Annotated in this window: 32 protein-coding genes and 1 other RNA gene; 11 read left to right on the top strand and 22 right to left on the bottom strand. The window is 61.8% G+C overall.

The window, feature by feature from the left end:
- Positions 1-7 precede the first annotated feature (7 nt).
- Positions 8-745, top strand: coding sequence for a hypothetical protein (locus tag ATE48_RS15370; protein WP_066772992.1), 738 nt, complete (start codon positions 8-10; stop codon positions 743-745).
- Between the two features lie 16 nt (positions 746-761).
- Here ATE48_RS15370 and ATE48_RS15365 read toward each other — a convergent pair whose 3' ends face one another.
- The 6 genes from ATE48_RS15365 to ATE48_RS15340 all read right to left on the bottom strand — a co-directional run bounded on the left by ATE48_RS15365 (position 762) and on the right by ATE48_RS15340 (position 3,761).
- Positions 762-1,106, bottom strand: coding sequence for a hypothetical protein (locus ATE48_RS15365; RefSeq protein WP_066772990.1), 345 nt, complete (start codon positions 1,104-1,106; stop codon positions 762-764).
- Positions 1,107-1,122: 16 nt separating this feature from the next.
- Positions 1,123-1,470, bottom strand: coding sequence for a cupin domain-containing protein (locus ATE48_RS15360; RefSeq protein WP_066772988.1), 348 nt, complete (start codon positions 1,468-1,470; stop codon positions 1,123-1,125).
- Between the two features lie 21 nt (positions 1,471-1,491).
- Positions 1,492-1,870, bottom strand: an RNA gene (rnpB, locus tag ATE48_RS15355) — RNase P RNA component class A.
- Positions 1,871-1,912: 42 nt separating this feature from the next.
- Positions 1,913-2,686: an N-acetylmuramoyl-L-alanine amidase gene (locus ATE48_RS15350; protein ID WP_066772986.1), complete on the bottom strand. Its 774-nt coding sequence runs from the start codon at positions 2,684-2,686 to the stop codon at positions 1,913-1,915.
- An 18-nt stretch (positions 2,687-2,704) separates the two neighbouring features.
- Entirely contained in the window at positions 2,705-2,974 is a 270-nt protein-coding gene (locus ATE48_RS15345; RefSeq protein WP_066772985.1) for a hypothetical protein, read from the bottom strand.
- A 94-nt stretch (positions 2,975-3,068) separates the two neighbouring features.
- A complete protein-coding gene (locus ATE48_RS15340; RefSeq protein WP_066772983.1) occupies positions 3,069-3,761 on the bottom strand; it encodes a molecular chaperone DjiA in 693 nt (230 codons plus the stop codon).
- An 85-nt stretch (positions 3,762-3,846) separates the two neighbouring features.
- Here ATE48_RS15340 and ATE48_RS15335 point away from each other — a divergent pair, with 85 nt between their 5' ends.
- The gene (locus ATE48_RS15335) at positions 3,847-4,416 is read left to right on the top strand and encodes a fasciclin domain-containing protein (protein WP_228126651.1); all 570 of its coding nucleotides are present in this window, start codon (positions 3,847-3,849) and stop codon (positions 4,414-4,416) included.
- On the opposite strand, the gene ATE48_RS15330 is transcribed toward ATE48_RS15335, so the two are convergent.
- Together ATE48_RS15330 and ATE48_RS15325 are read right to left on the bottom strand one after the other, a co-directional pair.
- The gene (locus ATE48_RS15330; RefSeq protein WP_228126650.1) at positions 4,413-5,327 is read right to left on the bottom strand and encodes an ion transporter; all 915 of its coding nucleotides are present in this window, start codon (positions 5,325-5,327) and stop codon (positions 4,413-4,415) included. The two genes, ATE48_RS15335 and ATE48_RS15330, sit on opposite strands and share 4 nt — an antisense overlap.
- A gap of 82 nt (positions 5,328-5,409) precedes the next feature.
- Positions 5,410-5,592, bottom strand: coding sequence for a hypothetical protein (locus ATE48_RS15325; protein WP_066772979.1), 183 nt, complete (start codon positions 5,590-5,592; stop codon positions 5,410-5,412).
- A gap of 281 nt (positions 5,593-5,873) precedes the next feature.
- On the opposite strand from ATE48_RS15325, the gene ATE48_RS15320 reads away from it, so the two are divergent.
- Positions 5,874-6,155 (top strand): hypothetical protein, encoded by a 282-nt coding sequence (locus ATE48_RS15320; RefSeq protein WP_066772977.1) that lies wholly within the window; start codon positions 5,874-5,876, stop codon positions 6,153-6,155.
- Here the strand turns inward: ATE48_RS15320 and ATE48_RS15315 are convergent.
- Together ATE48_RS15315 and ATE48_RS15310 are read right to left on the bottom strand one after the other, a co-directional pair.
- Positions 6,152-6,826, bottom strand: a complete 675-nt coding sequence (locus ATE48_RS15315; protein WP_066772975.1) for a CHAP domain-containing protein — start codon at positions 6,824-6,826, stop codon at positions 6,152-6,154. The genes ATE48_RS15320 and ATE48_RS15315 overlap by 4 nt on opposite strands.
- Positions 6,827-7,040: 214 nt before the next feature.
- On the bottom strand, positions 7,041-7,619 hold the full coding sequence (locus ATE48_RS15310) for a CHAP domain-containing protein (RefSeq protein ID WP_228126649.1): 579 nt from the start codon (positions 7,617-7,619) through the stop codon (positions 7,041-7,043).
- A gap of 126 nt (positions 7,620-7,745) precedes the next feature.
- Between ATE48_RS15310 and ATE48_RS15305 the strand changes: the two genes are divergently transcribed.
- From ATE48_RS15305 to ATE48_RS15285, 6 genes are all read left to right on the top strand, one after another.
- The gene (locus ATE48_RS15305) at positions 7,746-8,303 is read left to right on the top strand and encodes a GNAT family N-acetyltransferase (RefSeq protein ID WP_228126648.1); all 558 of its coding nucleotides are present in this window, start codon (positions 7,746-7,748) and stop codon (positions 8,301-8,303) included.
- Between the two features lie 116 nt (positions 8,304-8,419).
- The gene (locus ATE48_RS15300) at positions 8,420-9,106 is read left to right on the top strand and encodes a hypothetical protein (protein ID WP_066772973.1); all 687 of its coding nucleotides are present in this window, start codon (positions 8,420-8,422) and stop codon (positions 9,104-9,106) included.
- A gap of 114 nt (positions 9,107-9,220) precedes the next feature.
- Positions 9,221-9,907, top strand: coding sequence for a hypothetical protein (locus ATE48_RS15295; protein ID WP_156767804.1), 687 nt, complete (start codon positions 9,221-9,223; stop codon positions 9,905-9,907).
- A 29-nt stretch (positions 9,908-9,936) separates the two neighbouring features.
- Entirely contained in the window at positions 9,937-10,110 is a 174-nt protein-coding gene (locus ATE48_RS19850) for a hypothetical protein (RefSeq protein WP_156767803.1), read from the top strand.
- A gap of 63 nt (positions 10,111-10,173) precedes the next feature.
- Complete coding sequence (locus ATE48_RS15290) at positions 10,174-12,201, top strand: tetratricopeptide repeat protein (protein WP_066772969.1); 2,028 nt, start codon at positions 10,174-10,176, stop codon at positions 12,199-12,201.
- 182 nt (positions 12,202-12,383) lie between these two features.
- Positions 12,384-13,421 carry a ribonucleotide-diphosphate reductase subunit beta gene (locus ATE48_RS15285; RefSeq protein WP_066772967.1) on the top strand — a complete coding sequence of 346 codons (1,038 nt, stop codon included), beginning with the start codon at positions 12,384-12,386 and terminating at the stop codon, positions 13,419-13,421.
- Here the strand turns inward: ATE48_RS15285 and ATE48_RS15280 are convergent, their stop codons facing one another.
- From ATE48_RS15280 to ATE48_RS15265, 4 genes are all read right to left on the bottom strand, one after another.
- On the bottom strand, positions 13,422-14,204 hold the full coding sequence (locus ATE48_RS15280) for a tyrosine-protein phosphatase (protein WP_066772965.1): 783 nt from the start codon (positions 14,202-14,204) through the stop codon (positions 13,422-13,424). It lies immediately after the preceding gene.
- Between the two features lie 78 nt (positions 14,205-14,282).
- Complete coding sequence (locus ATE48_RS15275; RefSeq protein ID WP_066772963.1) at positions 14,283-15,005, bottom strand: hypothetical protein; 723 nt, start codon at positions 15,003-15,005, stop codon at positions 14,283-14,285.
- 67 nt (positions 15,006-15,072) lie between these two features.
- The gene (locus ATE48_RS15270) at positions 15,073-15,459 is read right to left on the bottom strand and encodes a hypothetical protein (protein ID WP_156767802.1); all 387 of its coding nucleotides are present in this window, start codon (positions 15,457-15,459) and stop codon (positions 15,073-15,075) included.
- Positions 15,426-15,887 carry a DUF1330 domain-containing protein gene (locus ATE48_RS15265; protein ID WP_066772961.1) on the bottom strand — a complete coding sequence of 154 codons (462 nt, stop codon included), beginning with the start codon at positions 15,885-15,887 and terminating at the stop codon, positions 15,426-15,428. The genes ATE48_RS15270 and ATE48_RS15265 overlap by 34 nt, the downstream gene beginning before the upstream one ends.
- 184 nt (positions 15,888-16,071) lie before the next feature.
- On the opposite strand from ATE48_RS15265, the gene ATE48_RS20235 reads away from it, so the two are divergent.
- Both ATE48_RS20235 and ATE48_RS15260 read left to right on the top strand, forming a co-directional pair.
- Positions 16,072-16,197 (top strand): hypothetical protein, encoded by a 126-nt coding sequence (locus ATE48_RS20235; protein ID WP_257756524.1) that lies wholly within the window; start codon positions 16,072-16,074, stop codon positions 16,195-16,197.
- 38 nt (positions 16,198-16,235) lie between these two features.
- Positions 16,236-16,385, top strand: a complete 150-nt coding sequence (locus tag ATE48_RS15260) for a hypothetical protein (RefSeq protein ID WP_156767801.1) — start codon at positions 16,236-16,238, stop codon at positions 16,383-16,385.
- 59 nt (positions 16,386-16,444) lie between these two features.
- On the opposite strand, the gene ATE48_RS15255 is transcribed toward ATE48_RS15260, so the two are convergent.
- From ATE48_RS15255 to ATE48_RS20320, 8 genes are all read right to left on the bottom strand, one after another.
- The gene (locus ATE48_RS15255; RefSeq protein WP_066772959.1) at positions 16,445-17,047 is read right to left on the bottom strand and encodes a hypothetical protein; all 603 of its coding nucleotides are present in this window, start codon (positions 17,045-17,047) and stop codon (positions 16,445-16,447) included.
- A gap of 56 nt (positions 17,048-17,103) precedes the next feature.
- A complete protein-coding gene (locus ATE48_RS15250) occupies positions 17,104-18,498 on the bottom strand; it encodes a DEAD/DEAH box helicase (protein ID WP_066772957.1) in 1,395 nt (464 codons plus the stop codon).
- A 318-nt stretch (positions 18,499-18,816) separates the two neighbouring features.
- Entirely contained in the window at positions 18,817-19,662 is an 846-nt protein-coding gene (locus ATE48_RS15245) for a class I SAM-dependent methyltransferase (RefSeq protein WP_066772955.1), read from the bottom strand.
- A gap of 217 nt (positions 19,663-19,879) precedes the next feature.
- Positions 19,880-20,101, bottom strand: a complete 222-nt coding sequence (locus tag ATE48_RS15240) for a hypothetical protein (RefSeq protein WP_066772953.1) — start codon at positions 20,099-20,101, stop codon at positions 19,880-19,882.
- 52 nt (positions 20,102-20,153) lie between these two features.
- Positions 20,154-20,420 (bottom strand): hypothetical protein, encoded by a 267-nt coding sequence (locus ATE48_RS15235; RefSeq protein ID WP_066772951.1) that lies wholly within the window; start codon positions 20,418-20,420, stop codon positions 20,154-20,156.
- Between the two features lie 63 nt (positions 20,421-20,483).
- On the bottom strand, positions 20,484-21,551 hold the full coding sequence (locus ATE48_RS15230) for an NADH:flavin oxidoreductase (RefSeq protein WP_066775206.1): 1,068 nt from the start codon (positions 21,549-21,551) through the stop codon (positions 20,484-20,486).
- 74 nt (positions 21,552-21,625) lie between these two features.
- Positions 21,626-22,096 (bottom strand): MAPEG family protein, encoded by a 471-nt coding sequence (locus ATE48_RS15225; protein WP_066772945.1) that lies wholly within the window; start codon positions 22,094-22,096, stop codon positions 21,626-21,628.
- A gap of 122 nt (positions 22,097-22,218) precedes the next feature.
- The gene (locus ATE48_RS20320) at positions 22,219-24,426 is read right to left on the bottom strand and encodes a 3-hydroxyacyl-CoA dehydrogenase NAD-binding domain-containing protein (RefSeq protein ID WP_066772943.1); all 2,208 of its coding nucleotides are present in this window, start codon (positions 24,424-24,426) and stop codon (positions 22,219-22,221) included.

Raw genomic sequence — 24,426 nt, 5'->3', positions numbered from 1 at the left:
TTTGCAGATGACGGGCTTCGGCGGTTCAGGACCAATACCGCTCAGCGGCTCAACCGAGACGCAACAGGCGGCGATCATCGCACCATCGACGCGCGCCAAGGGCGCAAAGCCGGAAGAGATCTACCGCGCCTGGCTCGAAATCGCGGAACACCGCATCGGCGCAGAGCAGGTGCTGGTGGGCGGTTACACAGTACAGCCGGGAGAAGCGGCCGCCGCGAGCGGTGGTCTCTCCTCGGTGCTCGCCTTTTTCGACGGCCTCGCAGAGCAACTCTTCACCCGCCTCACCGATGTCGGCGAGCTTTCAAACTACATGGCCGGCGACGCCCGCCGCTGGCGCGAACTCATGCGCGCCGCCCGCCAACGCAGCGCCGCCGCAAAGGACGCGCCGCGTTATCATCAACTGACGCGCGCGCTCGCCGTCGCCGAGTTCTTGGCTTCCGAGCCGATCGCCAACGCCGAACGTGAAGAGTTCGCTCTCACCGACATCGGCGCCGATCTCAGCGATGACAAACGCTCGGTCGAAGTCAGCGCCAACTTCCTGACGCGCCTTGCCGCTCCAAAAGCAACGCCCAACATCGCCATCTGCCTGCGTGATGCGAACGGCGACGTCTGCGGCGAACGCGTGTTCGCCGCGCCCCTCACCGAGGCCAAAGGCGAATGCCACGAGCTCTTCGTCAAAACCCTCGCTGCCGAACGCGACATAGCCAATGTTGAAGTCAGCCTAACGCGACGGGCCGCCGGTTAGTGGCTGGCATGTGGCGTCAAGCTAAAGCCCGCGCCTGCCCTAGCAGCAATGCTTTGATGTCGCCTTTCACCTGGTAGCTCACTACCAGGAGGTAGATTGTTAGAAACATCATGCCGCCGAAAAACGCGACGACGGCGAGCGCAAGGCCGAGCGGCGAAAATTGATGCCGCCACGCGGTCCAAACCGCCGATAGAACCAAAAATCCCATGAAGTCGAAATTGAACTGACCGGGCCACGCCATCTCAGCCATGTCCCCGAAGAACACCGGAAGCAGATTTAGGCCGTGATTGGCGACCACCACGGCGCTGTAAACCGATAGCGCCACGAGGATCACAACCAGGAGGGCGCGAAATAACATCATCGTAGCTTCCAATCTATCATCGCGGCCCAGAAGGCCAGCGCACCGTCATGATCACTGAATCTTCTTCGCAGCGATAGGAGTGCGCAATGTCGGGCCCAAAGAACACGTAGTCGCCTTCGTGCTGTAGCAGCACTTCCTCATCCGGAAACAACAACACAAAGCGCCCGCGCACGAGAATGTTCAGCGTCCGCACCGGGCTTGGCGGCGACCATTCGCTGCGCGTCTCGCCCTTCGCGTGCGCGAACCACTTCATCTCAACATCGTGGGTGCGGAGCGGATTGTCTTCGCCCGGCATGAAATGGCCGACGAACCAGCCTCTCGAACTCAACGCGGGATCAGCTGCGTTTCCGAAGACAGGCTTCATGCGTGGCGCATTCCGATAAAAAATGCCAGTCGGCCTATAAGCCGGGTTCTGTAGCCTGGATCGTAGCCCAGGTGACGACCATTCCTCTGGACCATACGTCGCCGCATGGTTCTCGCGACCAACCCGGACACGACGCGCGGACGCGCGTGAGGCTTTCGCCCCGTGTGTCCCTATTCGGTCTTGCTCCCGGCGGGGCTTGCCGTGCCGCCTTCCTTACGGTCGGCGCGGTGGTCTCTTACACCACCGTTTCACCCTTACTCTTGGCCGAAGCCTCAAGCGGTCTGTTCTCTGTGGCGCTATCCCTAGAATTGCTTCCGGCGGGCGTTACCCGCCGCCGTTTCCGCGTGGAGCCCGGACTTTCCTCGAGCGCTTGCGCACCCGCGGCCGTCCAGCCGACTGGCGCGAACAACATAACGGCTCGCGCGACAAACCGCCAGCGGCGCTATTGAACCAGCCGCGCCACAGCGATCAGCAAACGCTGCGTCTCGTCATCGAGCGCGCCTGAAATGTCCGACGGCCTGAAGCGGCGTTGAAACGCGATCAAAGCGGTTTTGGTCGCTTCGTCCATGTAATCGGTCTGGCGCACGCCATAGCCGATGAACGCCAATGATTGCTGCGCGGCGCTCACCGGCTCATCGGCGTCAAGCTCAATGCCTTGCGTGTGCGCGGGCCATATCGAAACGCCCGCTTCCGCCAAACGCTTCCACGGAAATTTTTCGCCGGGGTCGACTTTGCGCGCCGGCGCGACATCCGAATGGCCGACAACGCGCTTGGCGTTGAGCTGCGGCCAGCGCCCGAAGATGTCCTTCAGCAAGCCGATCACGCCGTCGATCTGCGCCGCTGGAAAATCCGGCAGGTCGAAATCGTGTCCGCCATTGACGATCTCGATCCCGATCGCGCGCGCATTGATGTCGCCGTCATCTTCCCAACTGGCGACGCCCGCATGCCAGGCGCGATGCTCTTCGGGCACCAGCGCATAGACCTGCCCTGCCTCGTCAACCACGTAGTGGGCACTGACGCGCGAGAGCGGCGCATCGGCAGTCACGTCATCGCTTTGCCAAGGCCCAGGATAGTGACCAGCGAGCGGGGCGGGATCGGTTAAACGCGCCAGCGCGATCTCAGCGTCCTGCATGCCCGTATAGTGGAGCACGACAAGATCGATCGGACGCGTGCGCGCGTCGAAGTTCGGCGATGGCTTTTGAAGGTAACGAGTCACAGGCCAAGTATAGGCGCGTTATTTCCGCTTGGCTGCGGATTCAACGACCCAGCCTTGCGGCGTGCGGTGCGCATCGAGAACGACCGGACCGGCAGCGACGGCGGCCTTGCGGCGCGGCCAGATACGCATTGCGACGGCAGCGCCGGCGATCATCACGCCAACAACAAGCGCCGCCGCGAACGCAAACACGAAAGCCAGAGCCGCGCCTACGGCGAGCGCCAAAAGACCAGCTGCGCGCGCGAAGGCGCTCAAAGCAGCGGATCCAAAGTCGGCGACGTTCGCAGTCATGGGCGGACAACTCCTTTCGAACAATATGGAGGGGAAGCGTCCGCGATCAATGCGGCGCCCTTACGGCGCGTTGCACTTCTCAACAGCGCCGCGATCATTTCGCGTCGACGCTGAGTTCTTCGCGTATTTTGGCGTAAGCGGCGTTGATGGCGGCAGTCTTTTCGCGCGCGATCTCAACGAATTCCGGCGGCGCGCCGCGTTGCGTCATGCGGTCAGGATGGTTCTCAGCTGCCGCACGCCGCCAAGCGTGACGCACCTCTTCCATCGTGGCGCCCGGCAGCAGGCCCAAAATTGCGTAGGGGTCGCCGGCGTCCGGGCCGAGGTTGGTGGCCTTGATCCGGCGGAATTCCATTTCGCTGAACCCGAAATGGTGCGCGACCTCGGCCAGATATTTGAGTTCCGCCTCGCCGACGTAGCCGTCCGCCAACGCGATATGAAACAGCCCGTCCAGAACGTCTTCGAGCAGGCAGGGCCGCGCGCGATATTTGCGCCCAATCTGCTTTGCGTAGGAATCAAATCCTAAAACAGTTTGCTTCGCCAGGGAGAAGGCGCGCCGGAAGTGCTCCTCCTCCCCCAGCGGGGGGCGAAACACCTGCGCGGCGGCGCGCAATTCGGCGTCCGTCGCCTCGCCATCCGCCTTCGCCATCTTTGCGGCAAGGCCGATCACGGCTGCGGTAAAACCCACATCATTAGGGCGCGGCGCACATTCTTCATTGAATTCCGGCGGCTCAGCCTCGGGATCAAAAGCGCGCGCCGCCATTTCAACAATGCGGGACCATACGGACATACTTTATTTTCGCCGAGGAAGCGCCTTCGCGCCAGTGCGTTGCGATGGTCATGAAACCGCAGGCGACCGGCGGTGTTGTCTGCCCATGATGTTCCACCGCCCCCTTCGCGCCGCATTGCTTGCAGCCGCTTGCTTGCTCACGCCCCAAGAAGCGATCGCGCGGAGCGCCGATCGCTTCTTGATCGCTGAAGTTCAAACGCCGAACGCGGATGGCGACGTGCTCGAAGTCGCAGCCGCCACCGGCCAGTTCACGCGCTTTCTCGCGGCGGTAGAAGCTGCAGGTTACGAAGAAACACTGCGCGGCGAAGGGCCATTCACGATCTTCGCACCGACTGACGATGCTTTTCGCCGCATGGATCAAACTGAAGTCGATCGCCTTATGCAGCCGCAGAACCGAGACGAGCTCTTGGCGTTGCTCGCCTATCACGTCGTCGCCGAACGCGTGACGAGCGACACCGTAGGCGCCCGCACCACGCGCCCAGAATCCGCAAATGGCTATCGCCTCACAGTCGATGGCCGCGATGGATTGCGGGTAAACGACGAACTTGTCGTGATGCCGGACATCGCCGCCTCGAACGGCGTGATCCAAGGCATCAACTCAGTGCTCTCGCCGCCCGTTCTCGTGGCGCACAACGAAAGCGCCGCCAGCCGCTAAGCTGCGGGCGGCGCACTGCCGGCGCGCAGCGACGCAATTTCTGCGCGCAGCGCGCGAACTTCGTCAAGGATGCGCTGCTGCACAACGGCAGCGTCTTCCTGCGCGACCTGGATCTCGCCGACTTCCTCCTGGACTTCCCCGATCTCTTCCTTGATCTCATCCTGCGGCGCAGCTTGCACCGCCTCGACGATGACGCCGATGAAGAGGTTCAGCACTGCGAACGCAGCGATCAGCGTGAAGCCAAGCACGAAAATCCAAGCATAGGGATTTTCTCCCTGCAGACGCGTGATCGTGTCGCCCCAACCGTCGAACTGCGACAGGGCGAACAACGACAACATCGATTGCCCAAGATCGCTGAAGCCCGGATCGCTGTGGAAGAGCGTCGTGCCCATAACGGCGGCGATATAGAAAACCACCGCCAGAATGGCGAACGACGCAAGAATGCCAGGCATCGCACCGAACAGCGCTTCAACCACACGCCGCATCTGCGGCACAGCGCTGACGAGACGAAACACGCGAATGACGCGCAGCGTCCGCAACGCGGAGATCGCCGGGCTCGTCGCGATGTAGCTCAAGCCAACAACGATCACGTCGAAGACATTCCACCCGTTCGAGAAGTACTTGTGCGGACCTTGCGCCAGGAACTCGAACACGAGTTCGCCGGTGAAGATGAAAAGGAAGTACATGTTCCACTGCTCGATTTGAGCGTGGTAGGGGCCGGTCTCACCGTAATGCGCATCGATGCCGAGGATCGCGGCGTTTGCGATGATGCAAATCAGAATGAAGCCGTCCCAAACCCAATTGCGCGTGAGCCATCGAAACAGCGGAATGCCGCCACGACTCTTCTTGCGTTTGGCTTTCGGCTTTGCCGGCTTCTGTTCCCCTTCAGCGGCCACTGTAGCGTTCGCCATCATCCCCTCCCCGCCGGCAGTCCGCACGGCGAAGCGCGAAAGCTAGCGCGGGTGACCGCGCGATGAAACGCAAGAACTTGAGTTAGTCGGCCGGCGTTGTCGGATCGCGGCGGCCTGTGTTCGAGAGGATGCTCTGGATCGATTCCGGTTTCGGTTTGGCCTGCGGCGCAGAGCCGGACCGGTCAGCGACATGGCGCGCCCGCGATCGGAAGAGCTGATTGAGACCAGCTAGCCACCCGCCGTTCTTGGGTCCTTGCGTCATCATTCTGCGTCCTCTGACGCGTTGCTACTCACCTATTTAAATCGGGAAACGATCTCGTTCAGGGCAACAGAAACGATCATAGATTTCGCTGCATTATTCACAAGCGAAATTCAACATTTTCGACCGAACTGCAACGAATTTACTGCAAAATAACTCAAACGTCATCTTGGACTTCAAGTATAAATTCCCCAAATACTACTCATAAGCCTGTTAGGTCCCATGATGGCGCTTTCGCTCTTCTACTCATTGTTGTCATTGGAATTTGAGCCGGCAGGATTGAGGCCATGAACGACCTCACACGCGGCGAGCGCCTGCAAATTATGCTGACGCTAGAAGAGCTTAAGGCGCTGGACGATTGGCGCTTCCAGTTGCGGATGCCGAGCCGCGCTGCCCCCGTGCGCGAACAGCTGCGGCGCGGCCTTGCTGTGGAAGGCTTCGCCAATGCGCTCGCGGGTCACAAGTTGGAAGATTTCGGCGTCACCGACGGCACGGCAACGCAAAAGCGCACCGACCAAGCCGATGCGCGCGCCCGCAAACTCGACGTTGATAAAAAGGACGGCGCTTAGCCGATCGGCGTGGCTTCGCCCGCCGTCTCGTGCAGCATGGCGCTTTGCTGGATCTGCTCAGCGCGCGCTTGCTCGGTCAGCATGTTCAAAATGAAGCCCTGCACGCGATAGGTGCGCCCACCCCAGTGGCGGCCGGTCACGTTCCAGACGCGCACCTCGGACCAATCACCAGCTTGCGACACATCCATGATCGGAACGTCACGTGTGATCTCGCCGCCGTTCAGCCAATTGGCGTGATCGACGATAACCATGCGCGGCGAAACTTGCTCCTTCACCACCGCAACGTGACCGCGCGCATTGGTGTTATAGCCGTGAAGCACCATCACGGCGCCTTCGCTCGGAGCTTCTGCCGTTTCGTAACGGCCTTGCGCCTGACGCCACCACGTATTGGCGTTGCCGTAGATCTCAACGCCTGACTCACGACGCGCAAACGGCACGCACTGCAAGCGCGAGCGATAATTGGTAACGCGAGCGATCGGCTCGTACGCAGCATCCGGCGCGCGCTCGAACGAGCTCGGCGCCATGATGGCGTGTTCTGACGGGCCCTCGGTAACCGTCGGGTCGATCGCGAGATCGAGCGACAACGGCGTCAGCGCATCCGCATCTGACGGAAAGCCGGCAAAGCCAGTGACCGTCGCGGCCGCTACAAGGAGCGCACGGGAATCAAACATGCCCTTAACGAGCCTAGACGAGCTTCTGCCCCAATCTGGGACATAGAAACGCCGTGCGGGGTTAAGAAAAACCTAAACACCCAGCTGAAGAAATGGAAAGGTGAGACTTCGTATGGTAAACGAGCTCGGCGAAGACTAGATCTGGTCCTAGTTACTCGAGTTCCCGTTAACTTTAGTCTTGCCGCCGCATCAATAAACCTTAACGGCGGAACTTTCAGCTCATCGCAGCGTGCAGCTGGAACGGGTGAATGAAGCCATCCGCCCGATAAATACGTCCGCCCCAATGGTCTCCAGGGATGTGCCAGACGCGCACCTCGGTCCAATCATTGTTCGCCGACACATCAAGAACGGGCACGCCGCGGCTGATTTCGCCGCCATTTAGCCAGTTGGCGTGGTCGACGCGGATCAACCGGCTGGAATCGATGTGGGTGACCACAGAGACGTGGCCTCGCGCCGATGTATTGAAGCCATGGATCACGAATACTGAGCCGTAAGCTGGCGAATTCGAGCGTGGATACCGGCCGGCTGCTTGCGCCCACCAAGTATTGGCGTTGCCATAGATGTCAACGCCCGAGACTTGGCGGGCAAATGGCACGCATTGCAGGTTGGCGGCGTAATCGGTTACCTGCGGCAATGCGCCCCGGGGCTCTGGCAGGCTCTGAGCCCGCAAATCTCCCGGAAAGCGGCCACCAGCCGAAATCGGCGCAGGCGTGGTCGCGCACGCGGCCAAAGCCAACGCCATCAACCCAAGGCACAAAGCCCGGGCCGGGCCGGTATCGAAGAATCCCGCCATTCCGGAGCCGATCCTAATCCAGTCTGGTTGGCATCCAGTGAAGAGGACCGACGGCCGCATGCGGTAACTTGTGCTTCACCAGGATCGGCGCTTGACCCGGAGCCCAGAACCGCGCCACCGAAAAGCGTGGCCAGCAAACACCCCCCCCTAATCGCCCGCCCCTGCTTCCAGCAGGACCTGCGATATGTGCAGCTGATCTATTCGCATCACGTCCTGACCGGCGCCGGCTCATTCGAGATCGCCCCGCCGTCGCTTGAAGAAATGACCGAGCGCTGGACCCGGATAGTGGATCGCGGGTGGCCGTTCATGGTCGCTTCGCCGCCGGAAGACCTCAGCCGCGTATTGGCCTTCGCCTATGCCAGCCAATACCGGGACCGCGAGGCCTATGCGAAGACTTTCGAGGTCTCTGTATATGCAGGACCAACCACGATGCGTCGCGGTGCAGGCTCCGTCGCGCTGGCCGAGGTGCTCAATAGTCTACGCACCGATGGCGTGCGCGAAGCACTCGCCTTTATAGGTGACAGCTACAACGCTGCTTCGATCGGCCTACATCGCAAACTCGGCTTCGAACACGTTGGTACATTGAGAGAGGCCGGCGAGAAGTTCGGCAAACTGCTCGACGTTGTCGTGATGCAGCGCACACTGACACGCCCGAAACCACCCGGCGAAGCAACGCAATCCTAACGATCAGCGCCTTCGCAGGCGCACACTGCAAGCAAACTGCTCTTTGCGACCCACAACGCTAAACGATTCAGTAACCTTACTTACGTGATCCTCATCTCACAGGGAGGTAGATCGCGATGCTTTTACGCAAGCTCGTGGTCGTTGGTTTGGTCGGGTTTGTAAGTCTTGCAGCTGGCATCGCAACCGCCGAAGATGCGGTCGGTCCCAATTCACCTGCTTACGCCGTGGACGGCGTCGATCTGAATGATCCGGCGCAAGTCTTTTCCAATCGCTTTCAGCTCACTTCAACAGACCAATCAGGCGGCCGCTTTACCAGTTTGGCGCCGGCTGGGCCCACCGCGGGTGGGTCAAGCGGTCAACGCGGCTACGAGTTCGAATTCGTTGCGCCCGGCATGTCGGGCCTCAACGTATCGTTCGCACAGCGCGGCGGCCTCAGCTTTAACGACGATGGCGACATCGAGCGGCAAAGCCGCGGTTCAGAACTCCGCCTCGGTCGCGGCCTGGATATGCCCCGCAACGGGCCTTCATCCGAGCCAACTTGGTACTTCTTTGCTGCCTCTGAAGACGAAGCCCTAACCTGGCGCCCAGGCGCCAGAAGCGGCTTCGGCAACTCCGGCGGCGCTTCGTTCGCCCTGCAAGATCGCGTTGAGATCGGCGACATGCAGGCGGGCATTACCTATGAGCGCTATGGCATTCAGGCCTCTTTGGCCTGGGTAGAACGTGAATTCACCGTGGTCAGCGGCTCCCAATCCTTCACTCAGGATGACAGTTTCGCCGGCCTAACCATTACGATGCGACATTAAATTGGAGCCGGGCGTGGACAAACCGACCCGCCCGGCGCCACAAAGGTTTAACAGCGCGCGGAACCTGTGGCAGCCAATATGCATTGCTGCTTCGGATAGACACACGAGGCTGTGATGGGTGGTAGGTTTAGTAACCGGACGGCTTTGCTAGCGGGCGGTGCGCTCGCGGCGGCTCTGTTTGGCGCGTCCGTCGCCTTCGCCCAAGAAGCCCCCGCCCCGGCCACCGAGGCCAGCCAGACATCAGTCGACCAAATCGACTTCACCGACAACCAAACCGTTCTCCGCCGCAACGTGACAATGCGCAGCGATGTCGCTCAGCGCTTTGGCCCGGCGTCAGGTGAAAATGAACAGGCCCAAGGCCCACGCCGCGTCGAACTTGAGTTCGCAGCCGGCGACGGCGATCTCGACGTGTCGTTTGCTCAGCGCGCCTCGCTCGGCGGCGAGAACGGCGACATCAACCGCGCCGGGCGCGGTTCGGAAGTCCGCATCGGTCGCGGTCTCGTCAGCGAAGATAGCACCAATGCCCCGCGCGGCTCCTCGACCTACGTGTTCGTCGCTTCCGATGACGAAGCTCTGACCTGGCAACCGGGCCAGCGCAGTGAATTCGGCGGTCAAGGCCCCTCACTTCAACTGCAAGATCGCGTCGAAGTTGGCGATATGTCTGTCGGCGTCACCTATGAGCGCAGCGGCGTGCAGGCGTCTCTCGCCTACGTCGAGCGCGAAGAATCGACCACGATTGGCCGCGAGACGTTCAATCAAAACGAGAGCTTCACCGGCCTCACGGTCACGATGCGTCGGTAAACGCGCACGGTCCTTGCAATCACGAGGACATGACACTCCGCCAGCAACTCTTGTTGAAGCGTGCGCTGCGAAACCTGCGCACATGGGCGCCGCCAATTTCGATCGGCGTGATCCTTGGCGTCGGCATCTACTTCGCCTCTCAGCACTTCGATCGCGCCAATGCTGCGCCGCAGCCCGCAGCGATCGCCAGTCAGGCGTCCTAGTCGGTAAAAGCTAGACCTGAGCCTCTCACCCCGGCATCTTCCCCGCGCTTCGAGGGGTAGGTCGTGAGCACAAGCAAACTAACCACCATTGTCGTTGTGGACGTCGTTGGCTTCGCGGCCATGGCCGAGGCCGACGAGGCAGAAGCGATCGCCGCCGTCGCCCGCATGGGTGAGCGCTGCGCGAGTGTCGCCGCCGAGCGCGGTGGCCGCATCTTCAATACCTCCGGCGATGCCGTGATGATGGAATTTTCGAGCGCGTTTGGCGCCGTGCACGCAGCGCTCGATCTCGCGACGGTTTCCGATCCCCCTGCCCGCATCGCAGTCCACACAGGTGAAGTATCGCCGATGCCGACGGGCGATTTGCTGGGGCGCGGCGTCAGCATCGCCGGGCGGCTGCAGGCCTATGCGCGCCCGGGCGTCGTCGTCGTCTCTGAAGACACCCGCAAAACCCTGCGCGGATCCTTGGTTGAAAAGCTCGTCGCCAAAGGCAGCGTGAAGCTGGATAAGCTCGACGACAGCATCGCCATCTACGAGCTGCCGGTTGATGCCGCTGCAGGCGCCCGGGGGCCGCTTACACGCAAGCAAATTATGCTGATTGGCGGCGGCGTATTGGTCGCGCTGATCGCGCTTGTGGTTTTGGCGCTGCCGCTCCTCAACCGCGAACCACAACAGCGCGTTGCCATTCTCTCGCTCACCACCAGTGAACCGCAACTGCAAGGCATTGGCGAAGGCGTCGCCGAAGATGTGACGGCGGCGCTGCGCGCACGCGGCGTCGATACCTTGGCGCGCCCGAGCGGCAGCGACGCCCCTCGCGAACAAATGCTCGACCGCGCACGCGGATCAGGCGCGCCGATCGCGCTTGAAGGCGCCGTCGAGCGCGTCGAGCGCGCGCTGCGGATTACGGTTTCTGTGGCGCGCACTTCTGACCGCGCGACCTTGTGGTCCGAGACTTTCGAGGGCCCGGAAGCGAGCGCCGCCAGCTTGCGCCAACTCGCCGCCGCGCACAGCGCCAATGCAATGAACTGTGCGCTGCGTGCAGGCACGGCGGCCGCTGTCGATGTCTATCCATTGTTGCTGAGCGCCTGCGCCCGCAGCGAAGATCGCGATGCACGCGGGCAAAATCGCGACGCGCTCTCGCAAGCCGTCGCACAAGCGCCAGAGCTAGCGCTAGCGCGGGCGTTGTTGGCTGCCGAAACGGCCGCCCTCCTCAACACCGCTTCGGACGCGCAGCGCCAAGAACTCGTCACAGATATTCATAACAACGCCGAACGAGCACTCCGTCAGGATCGCGGTCTTGGCGAAGCTTACCTTGCGCTCGAACGCATTGAACCGCGCCGGCGCTGGGATGCGCGCGAACGAACACTGCAAGAAGGTCTGCAGCAGGACGAACGCAGCAGTGCGCTGAGCAGCGCGTACGCGTCCATGTTGTTCGAGGTTGGCCGCTACGACGATGCGCTCGCTTATGCCCGCAACGCCAGCACGCTGGAGCCGCTGTCGCTGAACAAGCGCCTCGCCGTGGCGTCCATCCTGCTGCAAAACGGCGACATCGAATCCGCGCGCGATATCGCCGACGAACTCAGCGACATCCAGCCGGACGATCCGGGCCTCTGGTTGCTCCGCTTGCGCGTCGCCTTTTGGGGCGAGACCTATGACGATGCGCTGGCGTTGATCGACAATCCGGCCTCGCAGATCCGCTCGACGCGGGCGCGCGAGTGCTGGCGCTTTGCCGCCGGCGCGATGCGGGCCGCGCCCAGCACGCCTGCTCGCGCTCAGGCGGTCCGGCATGTGGTCGATTGCAGCAACACCGGCGACCTGCCGACGGCTCAAGCGCTGATGGAATATTCTGCGATCGGCGAACTCGATGAGGCGTTCGCGCTGGCGCGCCTGCGCTTTGCCGACGAACGGCGCGGCGGCGAGGAAGTCCTCTTCAGCGCGGCAACCGGCCCAATGCGCGCCGATGCCCGGTTCATGCCGCTGATGCGCGATCTTGGCCTGCTGGCTTACTGGCGGCTCTCGGGCCATTGGCCGGATTTCTGCCGTGACCCAGGCCTGCCCTATCGATGCCAGGCCGAGGCGCAGCGGCTTCAGTAGCTATCCACAGACGGGGTGCGCACAGGCGCTTACCCCCGGCCTGAATCGCTGCATGGTCCGCCGCCGGGCTGGTAACCTTTCCTAAACGAGACTCAGCCCCAGATACGCCAGATGTGGTGGCCGGGTGGCCCCGATATCCCTATATCTAGGGTTACGTTCTGGCTTCGAAAGGGAGTGTACGGATGGCTGGCGATAACGGGGGCAAAACGCTGACAGGCCTCCGCACTCCTTCGATCGGCTATAAGCCGTTCCGCTACCCCTGGGCGTACGAATTCTGGCGTCGCCAGCAGCAGGTTCACTGGGTGCCGGAAGAAGTGCCGCTCGGCGAGGACGTGAAGGATTGGGCTTCAAAGCTCAATGACGGCGAACGCAATCTGCTGACCCAGATTTTCCGCTTCTTCACCCAGGCCGATGTCGAGGTGAACGACAATTACATGGAGCGCTATTCGCGCGTGTTCAAACCGACCGAGATCAAGATGATGCTCGCGTCGTTCTCGAACATCGAGACGGTTCACATCGCCGCCTACGCGCTGCTGCTCGAAACTATCGGGATGCCGGAGACCGAGTTCCAGGCGTTCATGGACTACCAGGCGCTGCGGGATAAGCACGACTACATGGGCAAGTTCGGCGTCGAAACGGACGCTGACATTCTGCGCACGGTCGCGATGTTCGGCGCATTCACCGAAGGCCTGCAGCTCTTTGCCTCGTTCGCAATGCTGATGAACTTCCCGCGCTTCAACAAGATGAAGGGCATGGGTCAGATTGTAACCTGGTCAGTGCGCGACGAGAGCTTGCACTGCGAAGGCATGATCAAGCTCTTCCACGCCTTCGCGAAGGAAACCGGCGCGCTGACCGATGATGTAAAGGATGACATCGTCGAGTGCTGCCGCACCGTCGTTGGCATCGAAGATCGCTTCATTGATCTTGCCTTCGAGATGGGGCCGGTCCAAGGCATGACGGCCGAGGACATCAAACAATACATCCGCTACATCGCCGATTGGCGCTTGGGTCAGCTTGGCCTGCCCAAGATCTACGGCGTGACCGAGCACCCGATCCCGTGGCTGACGGCGATCCTCAACGGGGTGGAGCACGCCAACTTCTTCGAAGCGCGGGCGACGGAATATTCCAAAGCCGCCACGAAGGGCGATTGGCACGGCGATTCCGGCGTCTGGGCGAACTTCGAGCAGATGATGGAAAAACGGAAATCCGCCGCGAGCTAATCAGGCGATGAGCTTGTCGCGGAGTGCGGCGCGTTGCGGCGCGCCCACTCCGAGTTCGCGTTCCATGTAATCCAACGCAGAGCCGTAACGCGCCTCGATCGCATCGAGGGCGTTACGAAGATAATCGACTTCAACGCCGAGCATCGGGCGTAGCGCCGCTGAGTCCAGCTTGCGGCCGAGGCGTTCTTCCATGCGCGCTTGAATCTTTGGCATGCGCTTTTCGAGATCGACGGCGGCGTTGGTGAATTCGTAATCGGCGAAGACGGTTTCCTCCTCGACGCCGAGCGCGAGCAAAGTCAACGCACAACCGATGCCGGTGCGATCCTTGCCGGCGGCGCAGTGAATGACGCCAGCGCCGCCCTCGCCCATTTCGCGGAACCAATCGCGATAGAGATTGATCAGACGCGGATCGAACGGGATCTCGCGATAGAGGCTCATCATGTAATCGTAGACGGATCGCGCGCTGAGATCGCTTTGCAGCAACGCCGCCAAGTGCGGCGGCAGCGCGACGCCTTCGGCGCCTTGGTCATTGATGAAGACGCGCGTGGTTTCGCCGGGCCAGCGATTTGGTTCGTGACGGCGTTCTTCGGGGCGGCGAAGATCGACGAGGAAGCGCATGCCCATCGCATCGAGACGCGCGATGTCGGCTTCACTGGCGTCACTGAAGGCGGCGGAGCGGAAGAGCTTACCGCGCGCGACTTTGCCGCCATCGACGGTGTCCCAGCCGCCAAAATCACGGAAGTTCAGGACGCGCTCGAAATCGATCAGCCGGTCGTGGGTCATGGCCGAGGTGATGGACGATCAGGCTTGCAGCGTCAAAGCGGCGATTGCAGCAATCCGCGAAGATGACGTTAGGGCCGCCTAATCGCGTAGTTTCAGCTTCTTGATCTCGGCTTTTGAGAGCTGGCGTTTGTCGCGGGCGTAGACGCCATGGCGCGCGTAAAGCGCCTCGCCGTGCAAGGTCGAGAGCTGCGCGCCATGGACGACGTCGGTGTACGTTCCGTGCAGCGGGATTTTCGCGAGCTTCACTTCCCACCAGGCGCCATCGAAGAGATGGAGCTGGGTCTTCTCATCGACGACGCGCAGGCGCTTGGCGATTTCGGCGGCAGCCTTGGTCCGCGCAGCACGCCAGCGCGCGCCGGCGCGTTGATAGTGTTCGTTCTTGCGCAGCAGTTTGGTGCGCGGGTGAACGTAATAGAGGCAATGGTGATCGGCCAGAGGCCGCTCCCCGCCCCAACGGTTCGTCGCCATGATGACGCCAGCCTTGGTGCGCGTTTTCATCGCTACGAAATCTTGCAAGTGATCGCGCACGTGCTGCTGGACGGTGGAGCTTGGCTTCAAGTGCTCGCAGATCTCAGAATAGACCTTGTCCCACGGACGGCCGACATTCGATGCGAGATAGCGCTTCAGCGGATTCAGCGTTTCGTTGAAGTGCTTGGTTTTTTGCTCGCGCTTTTGCGGTTCGCGGGCGCCCTTGGCGCGGATCGGCTCGCCATCGTCATCGACGAGCATGCGCGTGCGGCCGGGGCGGAGACCCGCCGCCGCCCGGCCAACGCGGGGCCGTTCAACGATAACTTTGCTCATATCCTTACGCATGGGGCGCGCGGTTTAGGCGCGCACACGAAGGCGAGCAAGTGGAATGTGAGTAAGGTTAGGAGGCGTCCGCGTAGGCGAGGTCGCATGTCAGGCGCGCCGGCGCGGCATCATGCGGGGGACGAATTGGCGCCCCGCAAGCAGACGGTAGAGTCTGCGGCGGGCGCGCGCCCATCAACGACGCCATTGCATCGAGATTGCGCAGCACGTTGGTGAGCAAGCCAATGCGTCTGAAGGGATCGCGCGCGTAGAAATGCTTGCGCAGGCGCACACCCAAAATGGCGCGAAGACTTGAGACGAGCGCGACGCCCCCATGTACGCTGAATCGGTCGCTGTACCGGCGCGGGCGGCGATGGATAGGATGCAATTGCACCGCGCGAACCACAAGGATCGCCGCCCCGATAGCGAACTTTAAGCGCGCTTCAGTCCCAGCGCAGTCGCCCATTCTGCGCTCCAGGCGCTCGCTGGCAGTACCGTTTCGATATTGAGCTGACCTTTGAGTCCAGCGCTGCGGTGCACAGCGATTTCGCGCCATTGCGGCGACATCGACATGCGCACCATTGAGGCTCGATCGGGATACATACCAATGGCGACTTCGTCCCAGAGCTCTTCAACCTGGCCCAACGAAAGAAAGCTCACATCGGCAACGAAGATCACCCGCCCGCCAAAGCTCGCCAACAAACGGCTCACCGCCTCGCCGTAAATCATATAAGCTTCACGGCCCGTGAGATCGGTTTGGCGGCCATCCTCGTATTCGGCGCGATCTTTGAATTTGAGCAGATTGACCATGAAGATCGGGCCTGTAGGCCCTGGCGACATCAAGCCCTTCACTTGCTCCGGGTCAGATGGAAACACCTCATTCAAAACCTGCATAGCGACACTCCCCGCGCATCTTTCCTTGCTGTTAGCGCACCAGCCCTCAGGTGGTCCCACATAATCGCACAGCCGGCTCGTCATCACGCCCCGCGTTGTGGCGGCCTAAGGCGCCAAACAGGCGGGATAGCGTGTTGTAGCCCGCGAAGAGCTATGGTGCATTGACGGCGTATGGCGATGTTCAATGTCGAATGCTGGAGCAATTGTCGCCGCAGTGCGGCTGCGCAAAGAGCGTGAATTGTCGCCTTCCTCGAAGATCGCGGCGCGCTATCGGCAAACGCGGCGGTTCAACTCGATGCACCAAATTTGATGGGACGGGCCGCATTGCGATCGCGGCGAAACCACGCCGTGATCGATGCTGCGGTTGGTTCGTACTATTTGGGCAATGACGCCTACCAGGCTTTGTGCACCAAGCGCCGGCTGAGGATCGGGTTATCGCTGGTGCTGGCGATTGGCGTCGCCGTCGCTGTGTTCGTCGCGAACGGCGCGAACTTGTAATGCAAGGCGCGAGGCGCGCGCCCCACCCTCATCCGTCGGTTTTGCTGATACTTGCGAACCTAGCGCACTTGCACTTCAGGGACGCGCTTGTCGGGTTTGATTTTCTTGTTTAGGCGACGGCGAAATTCTTGAGTGGCGCGCGCACTTTTGAGACGGCCGTAGATGGCGTTAAGTTGCGCAGGCGATGCGATCAGCTGAAATTCGCCCGTGATCTGGGCGCCAGTTTCTTCAGCTTGCGAGACAACGACGTTCTGACGCAACGCGGCCGGCGCCATAGCCAGGACAGCTTGCACGGCGGTTTGGACGACGCGCGTGCGTGAGGTGTCGCCAAGATTGAGGCGCAGTTCAAGCTTGGCGACGCGCGGCTTCAAATCGGCGAGGCTTTTCGCTGCGGTGTAGGCCACATCGATAATGCCAGGCGTGATCAGTGCGTGACCGACACGCTGCGCATCGCTGAACGATGGCAGCGGCGCGCCGTGCAATTTTCGCGGCAGCGCACGCGTGATCAAAGCTGCGCCGATGCCCCAGAGCGGGCGCACTTCGGCGCGCGCGGTTGAGGTTGGCGTATCAATGACGATGCGGGTTTTGGCCGGCAGAAAATAGATCGCGAGCGGTATCAGAACCGCAGCCGCAACAGCCGGCGTCCAAACGAGTAAGTCCATATCTATCCCCCGCGCACGCTAGACGCTGGATGCGTCTAGCGCCACGGAAAACCAGCTTAGACGCTCGTCGGGCGGCGCGTTGGCTTGCGATACTTCGGCGGTGCGCCGTTGTTCGACCAGACGGCATTGCCCTTGCGGTCGCGCCGGTCACCCTCGTCGCGCGAACGCGTCGGGCCGTGGCCTTGCTTGGCGTGGGCTTTGCCGTGCGCTTCCGAAGCGTGGTGCTTGGCCTGCGACTTCTTGCGGGCCGGATGCACCGAGCCAGAGCGGCCAGCCGGACCCTTCGGGCGAACGACACGTTCATCAGCGCGCGGGGCGCGGAGCGACATGTCGGTCTCGAGAACCGGGACGGGCTGCTTGGTCAGCTTCTCGATGTCGCGCAGATACGCGCGCTCATCGGGAGCGCAGAACGAAATGGCGATGCCGGTGCGAGCGGCGCGCGCGGTGCGGCCGATGCGGTGCACGTATTGCTCTGGCACGTTCGGCAAGTCGAAGTTGAAGACGTGCGTGATGTCGTCGACGTCGATGCCGCGAGCGGCGACTTCGGTGGCGACGAGGATGCGCGTCTGGCCCTTCTTGAAGCCGTCCAGCGCACGGGTGCGTTGGCCCTGGCTCTTGTTGCCGTGGATGGCGTCGGCGCTGAAGCCGGCGCTTTCGAGCTTCTTCGCAACGCGATCGGCGCCGTGCTTGGTGCGGGCGAATACCAGCGCACGCTTGATCGACTTGTCGGCGAGCATGGCGTGCAGGAGGTCCTGCTTTTTGGATTGATCGACGTGCACGACGACTTGCTCAACGCGCTCTGCGGTTGAGGACACCGGCGTGACGGCGATGCGATCCGGCTTATCGAGGAATTGCGCGGCGAGCTCTTCGATCGAAGGCGGCATAGTGGCCGAGAAGAACAGCGTCTGGCGCTGGCGCGGCAGGATGGTCGCGATTTTGCGGAGATCGTGGATGAAGCCCATGTCGAGCATGTGATCGGCTTCGTCGAGAACGAGGATTTCGACCTTGTCGAGACGCACGCTGCGTTGGCTGACGTGGTCAAGCAGACGGCCGGGCGTGGCGACGAGAATGTCGACGCCGCGGAACATGGCTTGCTTTTGCTTGTGCATCGAGGCGCCGCCGAACACGACGGCGGTGCTGAGGCCGAGATACTTGCCGTAAGCGCGGAAGCTATCGCCGATTTGCGCGGCGAGTTCGCGCGTCGGCGCGAGCACCAGCGTGCGGCACGACTTCTCGCCGGCGAACTTGCGGTCCTTATGCAGGCGATCAAGGATCGGCAGCGCGAAGGCGGCGGTTTTGCCGGTGCCGGTTTGGGCAAGACCAATGAGGTCCCCGCCCTTGCGCACGATGGGAAGCGCTTGGATTTGAATCGGAGTCGGCTTGGTGTAGCCCTCAGACTCGAGCGCCTTGAGGATCGGCGCAGACACGCCGAGATCTTGGAATGTGGTCACAATGATACTTTCGGCCGCCCGCGGATCGCAGTGCGGCTCATCAGATCAGGAACGATGCGACGGCGAAGAAAGGCGGCGAGCCGATGCCTAAAAGGGGGCTCAAAGCCGAACGTCGATGGTGGCGTTCCAGTGGGACCGCGTTCAGCTGGCGCCTAGGCCAGGAACGGTCGCTGGCCCCGGATATCGGTGAAAAGCGTTGAGAAGTCAATAATGGGGGCGGCATAGCTGGGCTGCGTGGTGGTAAACGCGCAGGTCCCGCGCACGGCGCGCGCTTCGACAGGCTCAGCGTGACGCCAATTTTGCGCGGCGCTGCGCGGTTTAGGCGAAGGCGCGCACGATCCAGGTGGCGGCCGGAAGCGTGACGCCGGCGGGGGTTTCGTGTTTCCGCAGAAAGTCGGCCAACAGGCGTTGGGCTTGCGCCGGATCGAGCTGTTGATCGGTGATGGCGCGGGCGCAGGGGCCGATCTTTAGGAGGAAGGCCGCGGCGCTTGTGGCGTCGCCACCGCCGCCGACAAGCACCTCCCCGTCCCACGGCGTGATCGAGACATCGCGCCAGCCGGATGCGGCGAGCATGGTTGCGATCGTCTCGCGGTCCTGCAGGCGAAACGGACCAGGCGCGTTGGGATCGGCAGGCGTGATCGGCTCTTTGAGGATGGGCTTCAGCGCCGCGAGCGGCGCGTGTGACCAGCCGTTCTCGGCGAAGGTGCGCCACGAGATGAAAACGATGCGGCCGCCTAGATTAAGCGCGGCGCGGATCTTGGCGAAGGCGGCGGCGGTATCATCGAAGAACATCACGCCGAAGCGGGAGAAGGCAGCATCGAACGGCGCATCGGGGAGCGGCGCGGCGGAGACGTCGGCTTCGATGAAGTGTGCATTGGCGCCGCGCGCGTTGGCGCGTTCACGGGCGAGATCAAGCAGCGGCTTCGAGATATCGGCGCCGACGGCTTGGCCACCTCTGATGAGGCTGGCGGCGGCGAGCGTGGTGGCGCCGGCGCCGCAACCGATGTCGAGCACACGCTCGCCGGGTTTGAGATCGAGCAGATCGAATGCGGGCTGCGTCAAAGGCTGCAGCATGCGATCCATGAGATCGGCTTGGCGCGCCCACTCCTCGCCGACTTTGCTGTTCCAATATTCAAGCTGCGTGGGGCGTGCGGGATCTGACATGCACCGTACTTAGCGCGTTCCAATCGGAATCCAACGCGGCGCGGACTCGTTTCCAATAGGTTTCGGTCGGGCGGCCATGGCGCTCCATCGGGAGCATTTGATCGTAAGCCGCGAAGCCCTTGGCAGTGTCGAGAACGCCTTCGAATTGCGGGCCGACGATGGACCAGATGTCTTTGCAAACATCTAGGCGCGCTGACCGAGCGCCCACGGGTGGCGATCAGCAGGAATGGGCGCCCACGCGTCGTTGTAAAAGAGATGGAGATCTCGGCCCCAATAGATCGCGGGTGGGGAATGTCGAGTTGAGGCAGAGGCGCAGCAGCGCATCGGGCCACGTTTCAGGCGCGCCGAGCGGATGGCGCGACCAATCGAACGCGCGAATGCGCTCGCCCATCTCGCCGCCGCCTTCAGGCAGCGTATTTGTCCTGTGATGGCTGATCATACGCCCCGCGCCTTAACTTCAACGACTGGTCCGCGGGAAAGGTCCTTGCGGACTAGGCCGCTCGCGCGCGGAGACGTGCAATCCGGCGGCGGCTTCGATCGAAGCTGCTGGCGAGGATGACATGCATCTCCGGCTGGCGCTGGCTTGGCGGGCTGAAGGCTCGACGGTGCAGCGCCGAAGTGGTGACCAGGGCCACCTCAACCGGCGCGGCGTCGAAGCTCTCCTGGATGGCCGGATTGGCGCTCATCTGATGCGGCCCAATGGACGCGCAGGCGCAGAGCGACAGCATCGCAAAAGCAACGAAAGCGAGTTTGAACATGGCAACCCCCGCAGCCTGTTGAGGGCACGATACGCCGATGGCGCCGGTTGCCAACGAAAATCGTTACGCCGCGTCTTCGACGAAGCCCGCCCAATTGCGCATGTAGGTCACGAAGACGGGGCTGAGGCCCTCCTCGTGCAGGTAGCGCTCGCTAACTGGGGTCGCGACCGATTGGAAATTGGGATCGGCGGCAACGCGCTTCGGGAAATCGTGGTGCAATATGGCGGCGCGGCCAAGGATCGGGAAATCGAAGCCGGCCTCAATCAGATCGCGGCAATCCTGCGCCGACATGATCTTGCCGGCGGCGCCGAGCTTCGTGCCGTTACGGTTTAGCTCCGTGAAATAAGACGCGAGCGTGCGGCCTTGGAGCTTTTCGTCGTAAGGCTCCTTCTTCACGTCCCAGAGCGACATATCGATGTAATCGGTTTTCGCGTCACTCATCAGACGCTGCGCGACGTCGCGAATTTCGAGCGTTTGAATGCCCCAGCGCTCTGGAGAAAGGCGGACGCCGAGTGAGAAGCCGGGCTTGGTCGCGGCGCGGATGCCATCGATGAGTTCGAAGAGGAAACGCGAGCGGCGCCCGGGGTCGCCGCCGTAAGCGTCGTCGCGGCGGTTAAGTTCGGGACTGAGGAACGAGCAGATGAGATAGCCGTGCGCGCCGTGAAGCTCAGCGCCGTGGAAGCCTGCGCGTTCGGCGCGCACCGCAGCTTCGATGAACTTGTCGCGGCTGTGTTGGATTTCATCCAACGTCATCGCCTCGGCTTTGAGCTTTTCGTCGCTGCTGGGCGCCTTTGGATTTGCGAGCGAGCGCAGACCGCCATGGTGCAATTGCACCACCGAATGGCTGCCCTCTTCGTTGATCTTCGCGGCAAGCCGCGTGAGGCCTGGTAGATGCTTCTCATCGTGAAAGCCGAGTTGACCCGGAAAACCGACGCCTTCTTCCTGCACTGAGGCCGCGCATGTCATCGTCAGACCGAAACCGCCTTCAGCGCGCATGGTCAGCCAGCGATACTCTTCATCGCTCAGCACGCCATCGGGATGGCTTTGGCAATTTGTCAGCGGCGAGAGAACGAAGCGGTTCGTGAGCGTGGCGCCGGAACTAAACTTGAGCGGATCGGTGAGTGCGGTCATGGGCGCAAACATAGGGACTGAAGCGGCGAGCGCATCCCCTCCCGTTGGGTAATTCAGCTTTTTAGATTGCGCCGTTAGAGGTGCGCGATGGCCGCTGCCAGCACCCACACAGCCATGGCAATCACGATGAGAGAGCCGATCGTGTAGAAGCTGGCGCGGACTTCGTGGCTCTGGGCGCTTGAGTAGGCAGCGAAGTGCGCCAGACGCGCAGCGACGAAGCCGTAGAGCAGCCATTGCGCGGCAGCGAGTGGCGGCGCGACCAAAACGAACAACAGGCCGATCGCGAGAAAAGCGGGAATGTTCTCAAGATCGTTGCGATGGATGCGGCGTGAACGCTCGACGTCGTCGTTGATCTCAAGCTGACCGGCGCGCGGTTTTGGATTGGCCAATCCGGCTTTGGCGTCTTCTGGGCTGACGAAGCCTGCCTGGTTCGACATCATGCGCGCGACCGTGATCCAGCCCTGCAACATGATCTTTAAAACCATGATCGAAGCGGCGATGGCGTAAGTAACGAAAACCGGGTTCGCCAGTGTAAGCTGATCCATCGCATCGCCTCCCGTCACTTGCTCAGACCTTACAGCATCGAACGCGTCATTCCGGCCGCGTGAAACGCGATCTGGAACCCAGGGGCAACATGTTAGCCCCTGGGTTCCAGGACGATCGAGACTTAGGCGGCTGCCTTCTGCTTGGCGCCGAAGCGTTCGTAGAAGGTCTCGCCCTTCGCGGCCATGTCGCGGAGGAGTTTGTTCGGGCGGAAGCGCTCGCCATAGGTGTCGGCGAGACGATCGGCTTCTTCGACGAACTTCTTCGTTCCCCAGAACAAGTCGATGTAGCTGATGCAGCCGCCTGAATATGGCGCAAAGCCCCAAGCCAGGATCGAGCCGACATCGGCGTCACGCGGATCAAGGATGACGCCTTCTTCAAAGCAACGCGCAACTTCGATGCACTGACGGAAGAGATAGCGCTTGGTGAGCTCAACTTTCAGCTCGGGCGGGCACTCTTTGGTTTTCACTTCGATGCGCTCGGAAATGCCCGGCCAGATGCGCGTGGGCTTTCCATCCTCGCCATACTCGTAATAGCCCTTGCCGCCTTTGCGGCCGACGCGGCCCTTATCTTCCACGAGCCATGACAACATGCCGGCGCGCGGATCCTTCTTGTAATCCTGCTGATTGAGTTCGGCGTTGGTCTTGCCAATCTTCAGCGCGGTATCGAGGCCGACAGAGTCGGAGACTTCGAGCGGCCCCATCGGCATGCCGCATTGGCGGCCGACATTTTCGATGATGGCGGGCGCAATGCCTTCCATCAGCATCTCGACGCCTTCGGCCGGATAGGTGCCGAAGCAACGCGAGGTGTAAAAGCCGCGGAAGTCGTTCACGGTGATTGGCGTCTTGCGGATCTTGATGACGTAGTCGATCGCCTTGGCTTGAGTTTCCGGCGTCGTTTCCTTGCCCATGATGAGTTCGACGAGACCCATGCGCTCGACCGGCGAAAAGAAGTGGATGCCGATGAAGTTCTTCGGGCGCGCTGACGCTTCGGCGAGGCCGGTGATCGGCAACGTCGAGGTGTTGGAGCCGAAGACGGCGTTTTCACCGAGGAAGGCTTCGGCCTTCTTGGTGACTTCGGCTTTCAGCTGCACGTTTTCGAAGACGGCTTCGACGACGAGGTCAGCACCTTTAATCAGCGAATAATCGGTCGAAGGCGTGATCAGAGCGAGCAAAGCATCGCCCTTCTCCTTCGTGATCTTGCCGCGCGAGACGTCCTTATCAACGATGCGTTGCGAGTAGGCTTTGCCCTTCTCGGCGCTCTCTTGGCTGACATCGAGGAGCACTGTCTCGATACCGGCTTTGGCCTGCACGTAGGCGATACCCGCACCCATCAGGCCAGCGCCGATCACGGCGACCTTCTTGATGTCGTAGGTCGGGATGCCTTCGGGGCGATTGCCGCCCTTGCCAAGCGCTTGCATGTTCACGAACAGCGAGCGGATCATGCCCTTGGCTTGGGGCGTGTTGGCGGTCTTGATGAAGTAGCGGCTCTCGATGCGGAGCGCTGCATCGATCGGCACCTGCATGCCTTCATAGATGCACGACAGAATGTTGCGTTGGGCCGGGTAGTTGAGGTTGGTCTGTTTGGAGACCATGGCGTTGCCGCCGACAGCCGCCATCGCGCCAGCCGGCGTGAACGGACCGTCCTTCACTTTGTAGCCTTTGACGTCCCACGGCGCGATCGCCTTCGGGTTCGCCTTCACCCAAGCCTTCGCGGCTTCGACGGTTTTGCCGGCGGGCACAACTTCATTGATGAAGCCAAGGCCCTTGGCGTCTTGCGGCGACTTATCGGCGCCTTGCAGGATCATCATGGCAGCGTTCTGCACGCCGATGAGGCGTGGCAGGCGTTGGGTGCCGCCGGCGCCAGGAAGCAAGCCGACTTTCGATTCAGGCAGGCCGAACTTGATCTTCGGGTTATCGGCGGCGACGCGATAATGGCACGCGAGCGCGATTTCGAGGCCGCCACCGAGGGCAAGGCCTTCAAGCGCGACGGCCACCGGCTTGCCACAGGTTTCGAGCGCGCGAAGCGAACGGTTCAGGGTGAAGCTTTGATCGAATTGCTTCTTCAGCTTCTCTTCTTCCGACTTCGGCGCTTCTTCCTTTGCGGCGCCGCGTTGGTTGAGTTCGCCGAGGTCTGCGCCGGCGCAAAAGCCTGAGGCCTTGCCCGAGGTGATGACGGCGCCTTTGATCTTTTCGTCGGACTTTAGCGTCTCAACGAGCGAAATCAGGTCACGCATCACCGAGCCGGTGATGGTGTTCATGGAGCGGCCCGGCACGTCGAACGTGATGAGCGCGATGCCGTCGCTGTCGACGTCGATCTTGAAGTTTTCCAT

Origin of the sequence: Candidatus Viadribacter manganicus (genome assembly GCF_001679665.1) — a bacterium.
GTDB lineage: Bacteria > Pseudomonadota > Alphaproteobacteria > Caulobacterales > Aquidulcibacteraceae > Vitreimonas > Vitreimonas manganica.
This window is presented reverse-complemented; position numbering and strand designations above follow the sequence as displayed.

Excerpts from the sequence above, each read along its gene's own strand:
- ATE48_RS15370 (WP_066772992.1), top strand. The coding sequence starts at position 8 with ATGACGGGCTTCGGCGGTTCAGGACCAATACCGCTCAGCGGCTCAACC.
- ATE48_RS15365 (WP_066772990.1), bottom strand. The coding sequence starts at position 1,106 with ATGATGTTATTTCGCGCCCTCCTGGTTGTGATCCTCGTGGCGCTATCG.
- ATE48_RS15360 (WP_066772988.1), bottom strand. The coding sequence starts at position 1,470 with ATGAAGCCTGTCTTCGGAAACGCAGCTGATCCCGCGTTGAGTTCGAGA.
- ATE48_RS15345 (WP_066772985.1), bottom strand. The coding sequence starts at position 2,974 with ATGACTGCGAACGTCGCCGACTTTGGATCCGCTGCTTTGAGCGCCTTC.
- ATE48_RS15340 (WP_066772983.1), bottom strand. The coding sequence starts at position 3,761 with ATGTCCGTATGGTCCCGCATTGTTGAAATGGCGGCGCGCGCTTTTGAT.
- ATE48_RS15335 (WP_228126651.1), top strand. The coding sequence starts at position 3,847 with ATGATGTTCCACCGCCCCCTTCGCGCCGCATTGCTTGCAGCCGCTTGC.
- ATE48_RS15330 (WP_228126650.1), bottom strand. The coding sequence starts at position 5,327 with ATGGCGAACGCTACAGTGGCCGCTGAAGGGGAACAGAAGCCGGCAAAG.
- ATE48_RS15325 (WP_066772979.1), bottom strand. The coding sequence starts at position 5,592 with ATGATGACGCAAGGACCCAAGAACGGCGGGTGGCTAGCTGGTCTCAAT.
- ATE48_RS15320 (WP_066772977.1), top strand. The coding sequence starts at position 5,874 with ATGAACGACCTCACACGCGGCGAGCGCCTGCAAATTATGCTGACGCTA.
- ATE48_RS15315 (WP_066772975.1), bottom strand. The coding sequence starts at position 6,826 with ATGTTTGATTCCCGTGCGCTCCTTGTAGCGGCCGCGACGGTCACTGGC.
- ATE48_RS15310 (WP_228126649.1), bottom strand. The coding sequence starts at position 7,619 with ATGGCGGGATTCTTCGATACCGGCCCGGCCCGGGCTTTGTGCCTTGGG.
- ATE48_RS15300 (WP_066772973.1), top strand. The coding sequence starts at position 8,420 with ATGCTTTTACGCAAGCTCGTGGTCGTTGGTTTGGTCGGGTTTGTAAGT.
- ATE48_RS15295 (WP_156767804.1), top strand. The coding sequence starts at position 9,221 with ATGGGTGGTAGGTTTAGTAACCGGACGGCTTTGCTAGCGGGCGGTGCG.
- ATE48_RS19850 (WP_156767803.1), top strand. The coding sequence starts at position 9,937 with ATGACACTCCGCCAGCAACTCTTGTTGAAGCGTGCGCTGCGAAACCTG.
- ATE48_RS15285 (WP_066772967.1), top strand. The coding sequence starts at position 12,384 with ATGGCTGGCGATAACGGGGGCAAAACGCTGACAGGCCTCCGCACTCCT.
- ATE48_RS15280 (WP_066772965.1), bottom strand. The coding sequence starts at position 14,204 with ATGACCCACGACCGGCTGATCGATTTCGAGCGCGTCCTGAACTTCCGT.
- ATE48_RS15275 (WP_066772963.1), bottom strand. The coding sequence starts at position 15,005 with ATGAGCAAAGTTATCGTTGAACGGCCCCGCGTTGGCCGGGCGGCGGCG.
- ATE48_RS15270 (WP_156767802.1), bottom strand. The coding sequence starts at position 15,459 with ATGGGCGACTGCGCTGGGACTGAAGCGCGCTTAAAGTTCGCTATCGGG.
- ATE48_RS15265 (WP_066772961.1), bottom strand. The coding sequence starts at position 15,887 with ATGCAGGTTTTGAATGAGGTGTTTCCATCTGACCCGGAGCAAGTGAAG.
- ATE48_RS20235 (WP_257756524.1), top strand. The coding sequence starts at position 16,072 with ATGTCGAATGCTGGAGCAATTGTCGCCGCAGTGCGGCTGCGCAAAGAG.
- ATE48_RS15255 (WP_066772959.1), bottom strand. The coding sequence starts at position 17,047 with ATGGACTTACTCGTTTGGACGCCGGCTGTTGCGGCTGCGGTTCTGATA.
- ATE48_RS15245 (WP_066772955.1), bottom strand. The coding sequence starts at position 19,662 with ATGTCAGATCCCGCACGCCCCACGCAGCTTGAATATTGGAACAGCAAA.
- ATE48_RS15240 (WP_066772953.1), bottom strand. The coding sequence starts at position 20,101 with ATGATCAGCCATCACAGGACAAATACGCTGCCTGAAGGCGGCGGCGAG.
- ATE48_RS15235 (WP_066772951.1), bottom strand. The coding sequence starts at position 20,420 with ATGTTCAAACTCGCTTTCGTTGCTTTTGCGATGCTGTCGCTCTGCGCC.
- ATE48_RS15230 (WP_066775206.1), bottom strand. The coding sequence starts at position 21,551 with ATGACCGCACTCACCGATCCGCTCAAGTTTAGTTCCGGCGCCACGCTC.
- ATE48_RS15225 (WP_066772945.1), bottom strand. The coding sequence starts at position 22,096 with ATGGATCAGCTTACACTGGCGAACCCGGTTTTCGTTACTTACGCCATC.
- ATE48_RS20320 (WP_066772943.1), bottom strand. The coding sequence starts at position 24,426 with ATGGAAAACTTCAAGATCGACGTCGACAGCGACGGCATCGCGCTCATC.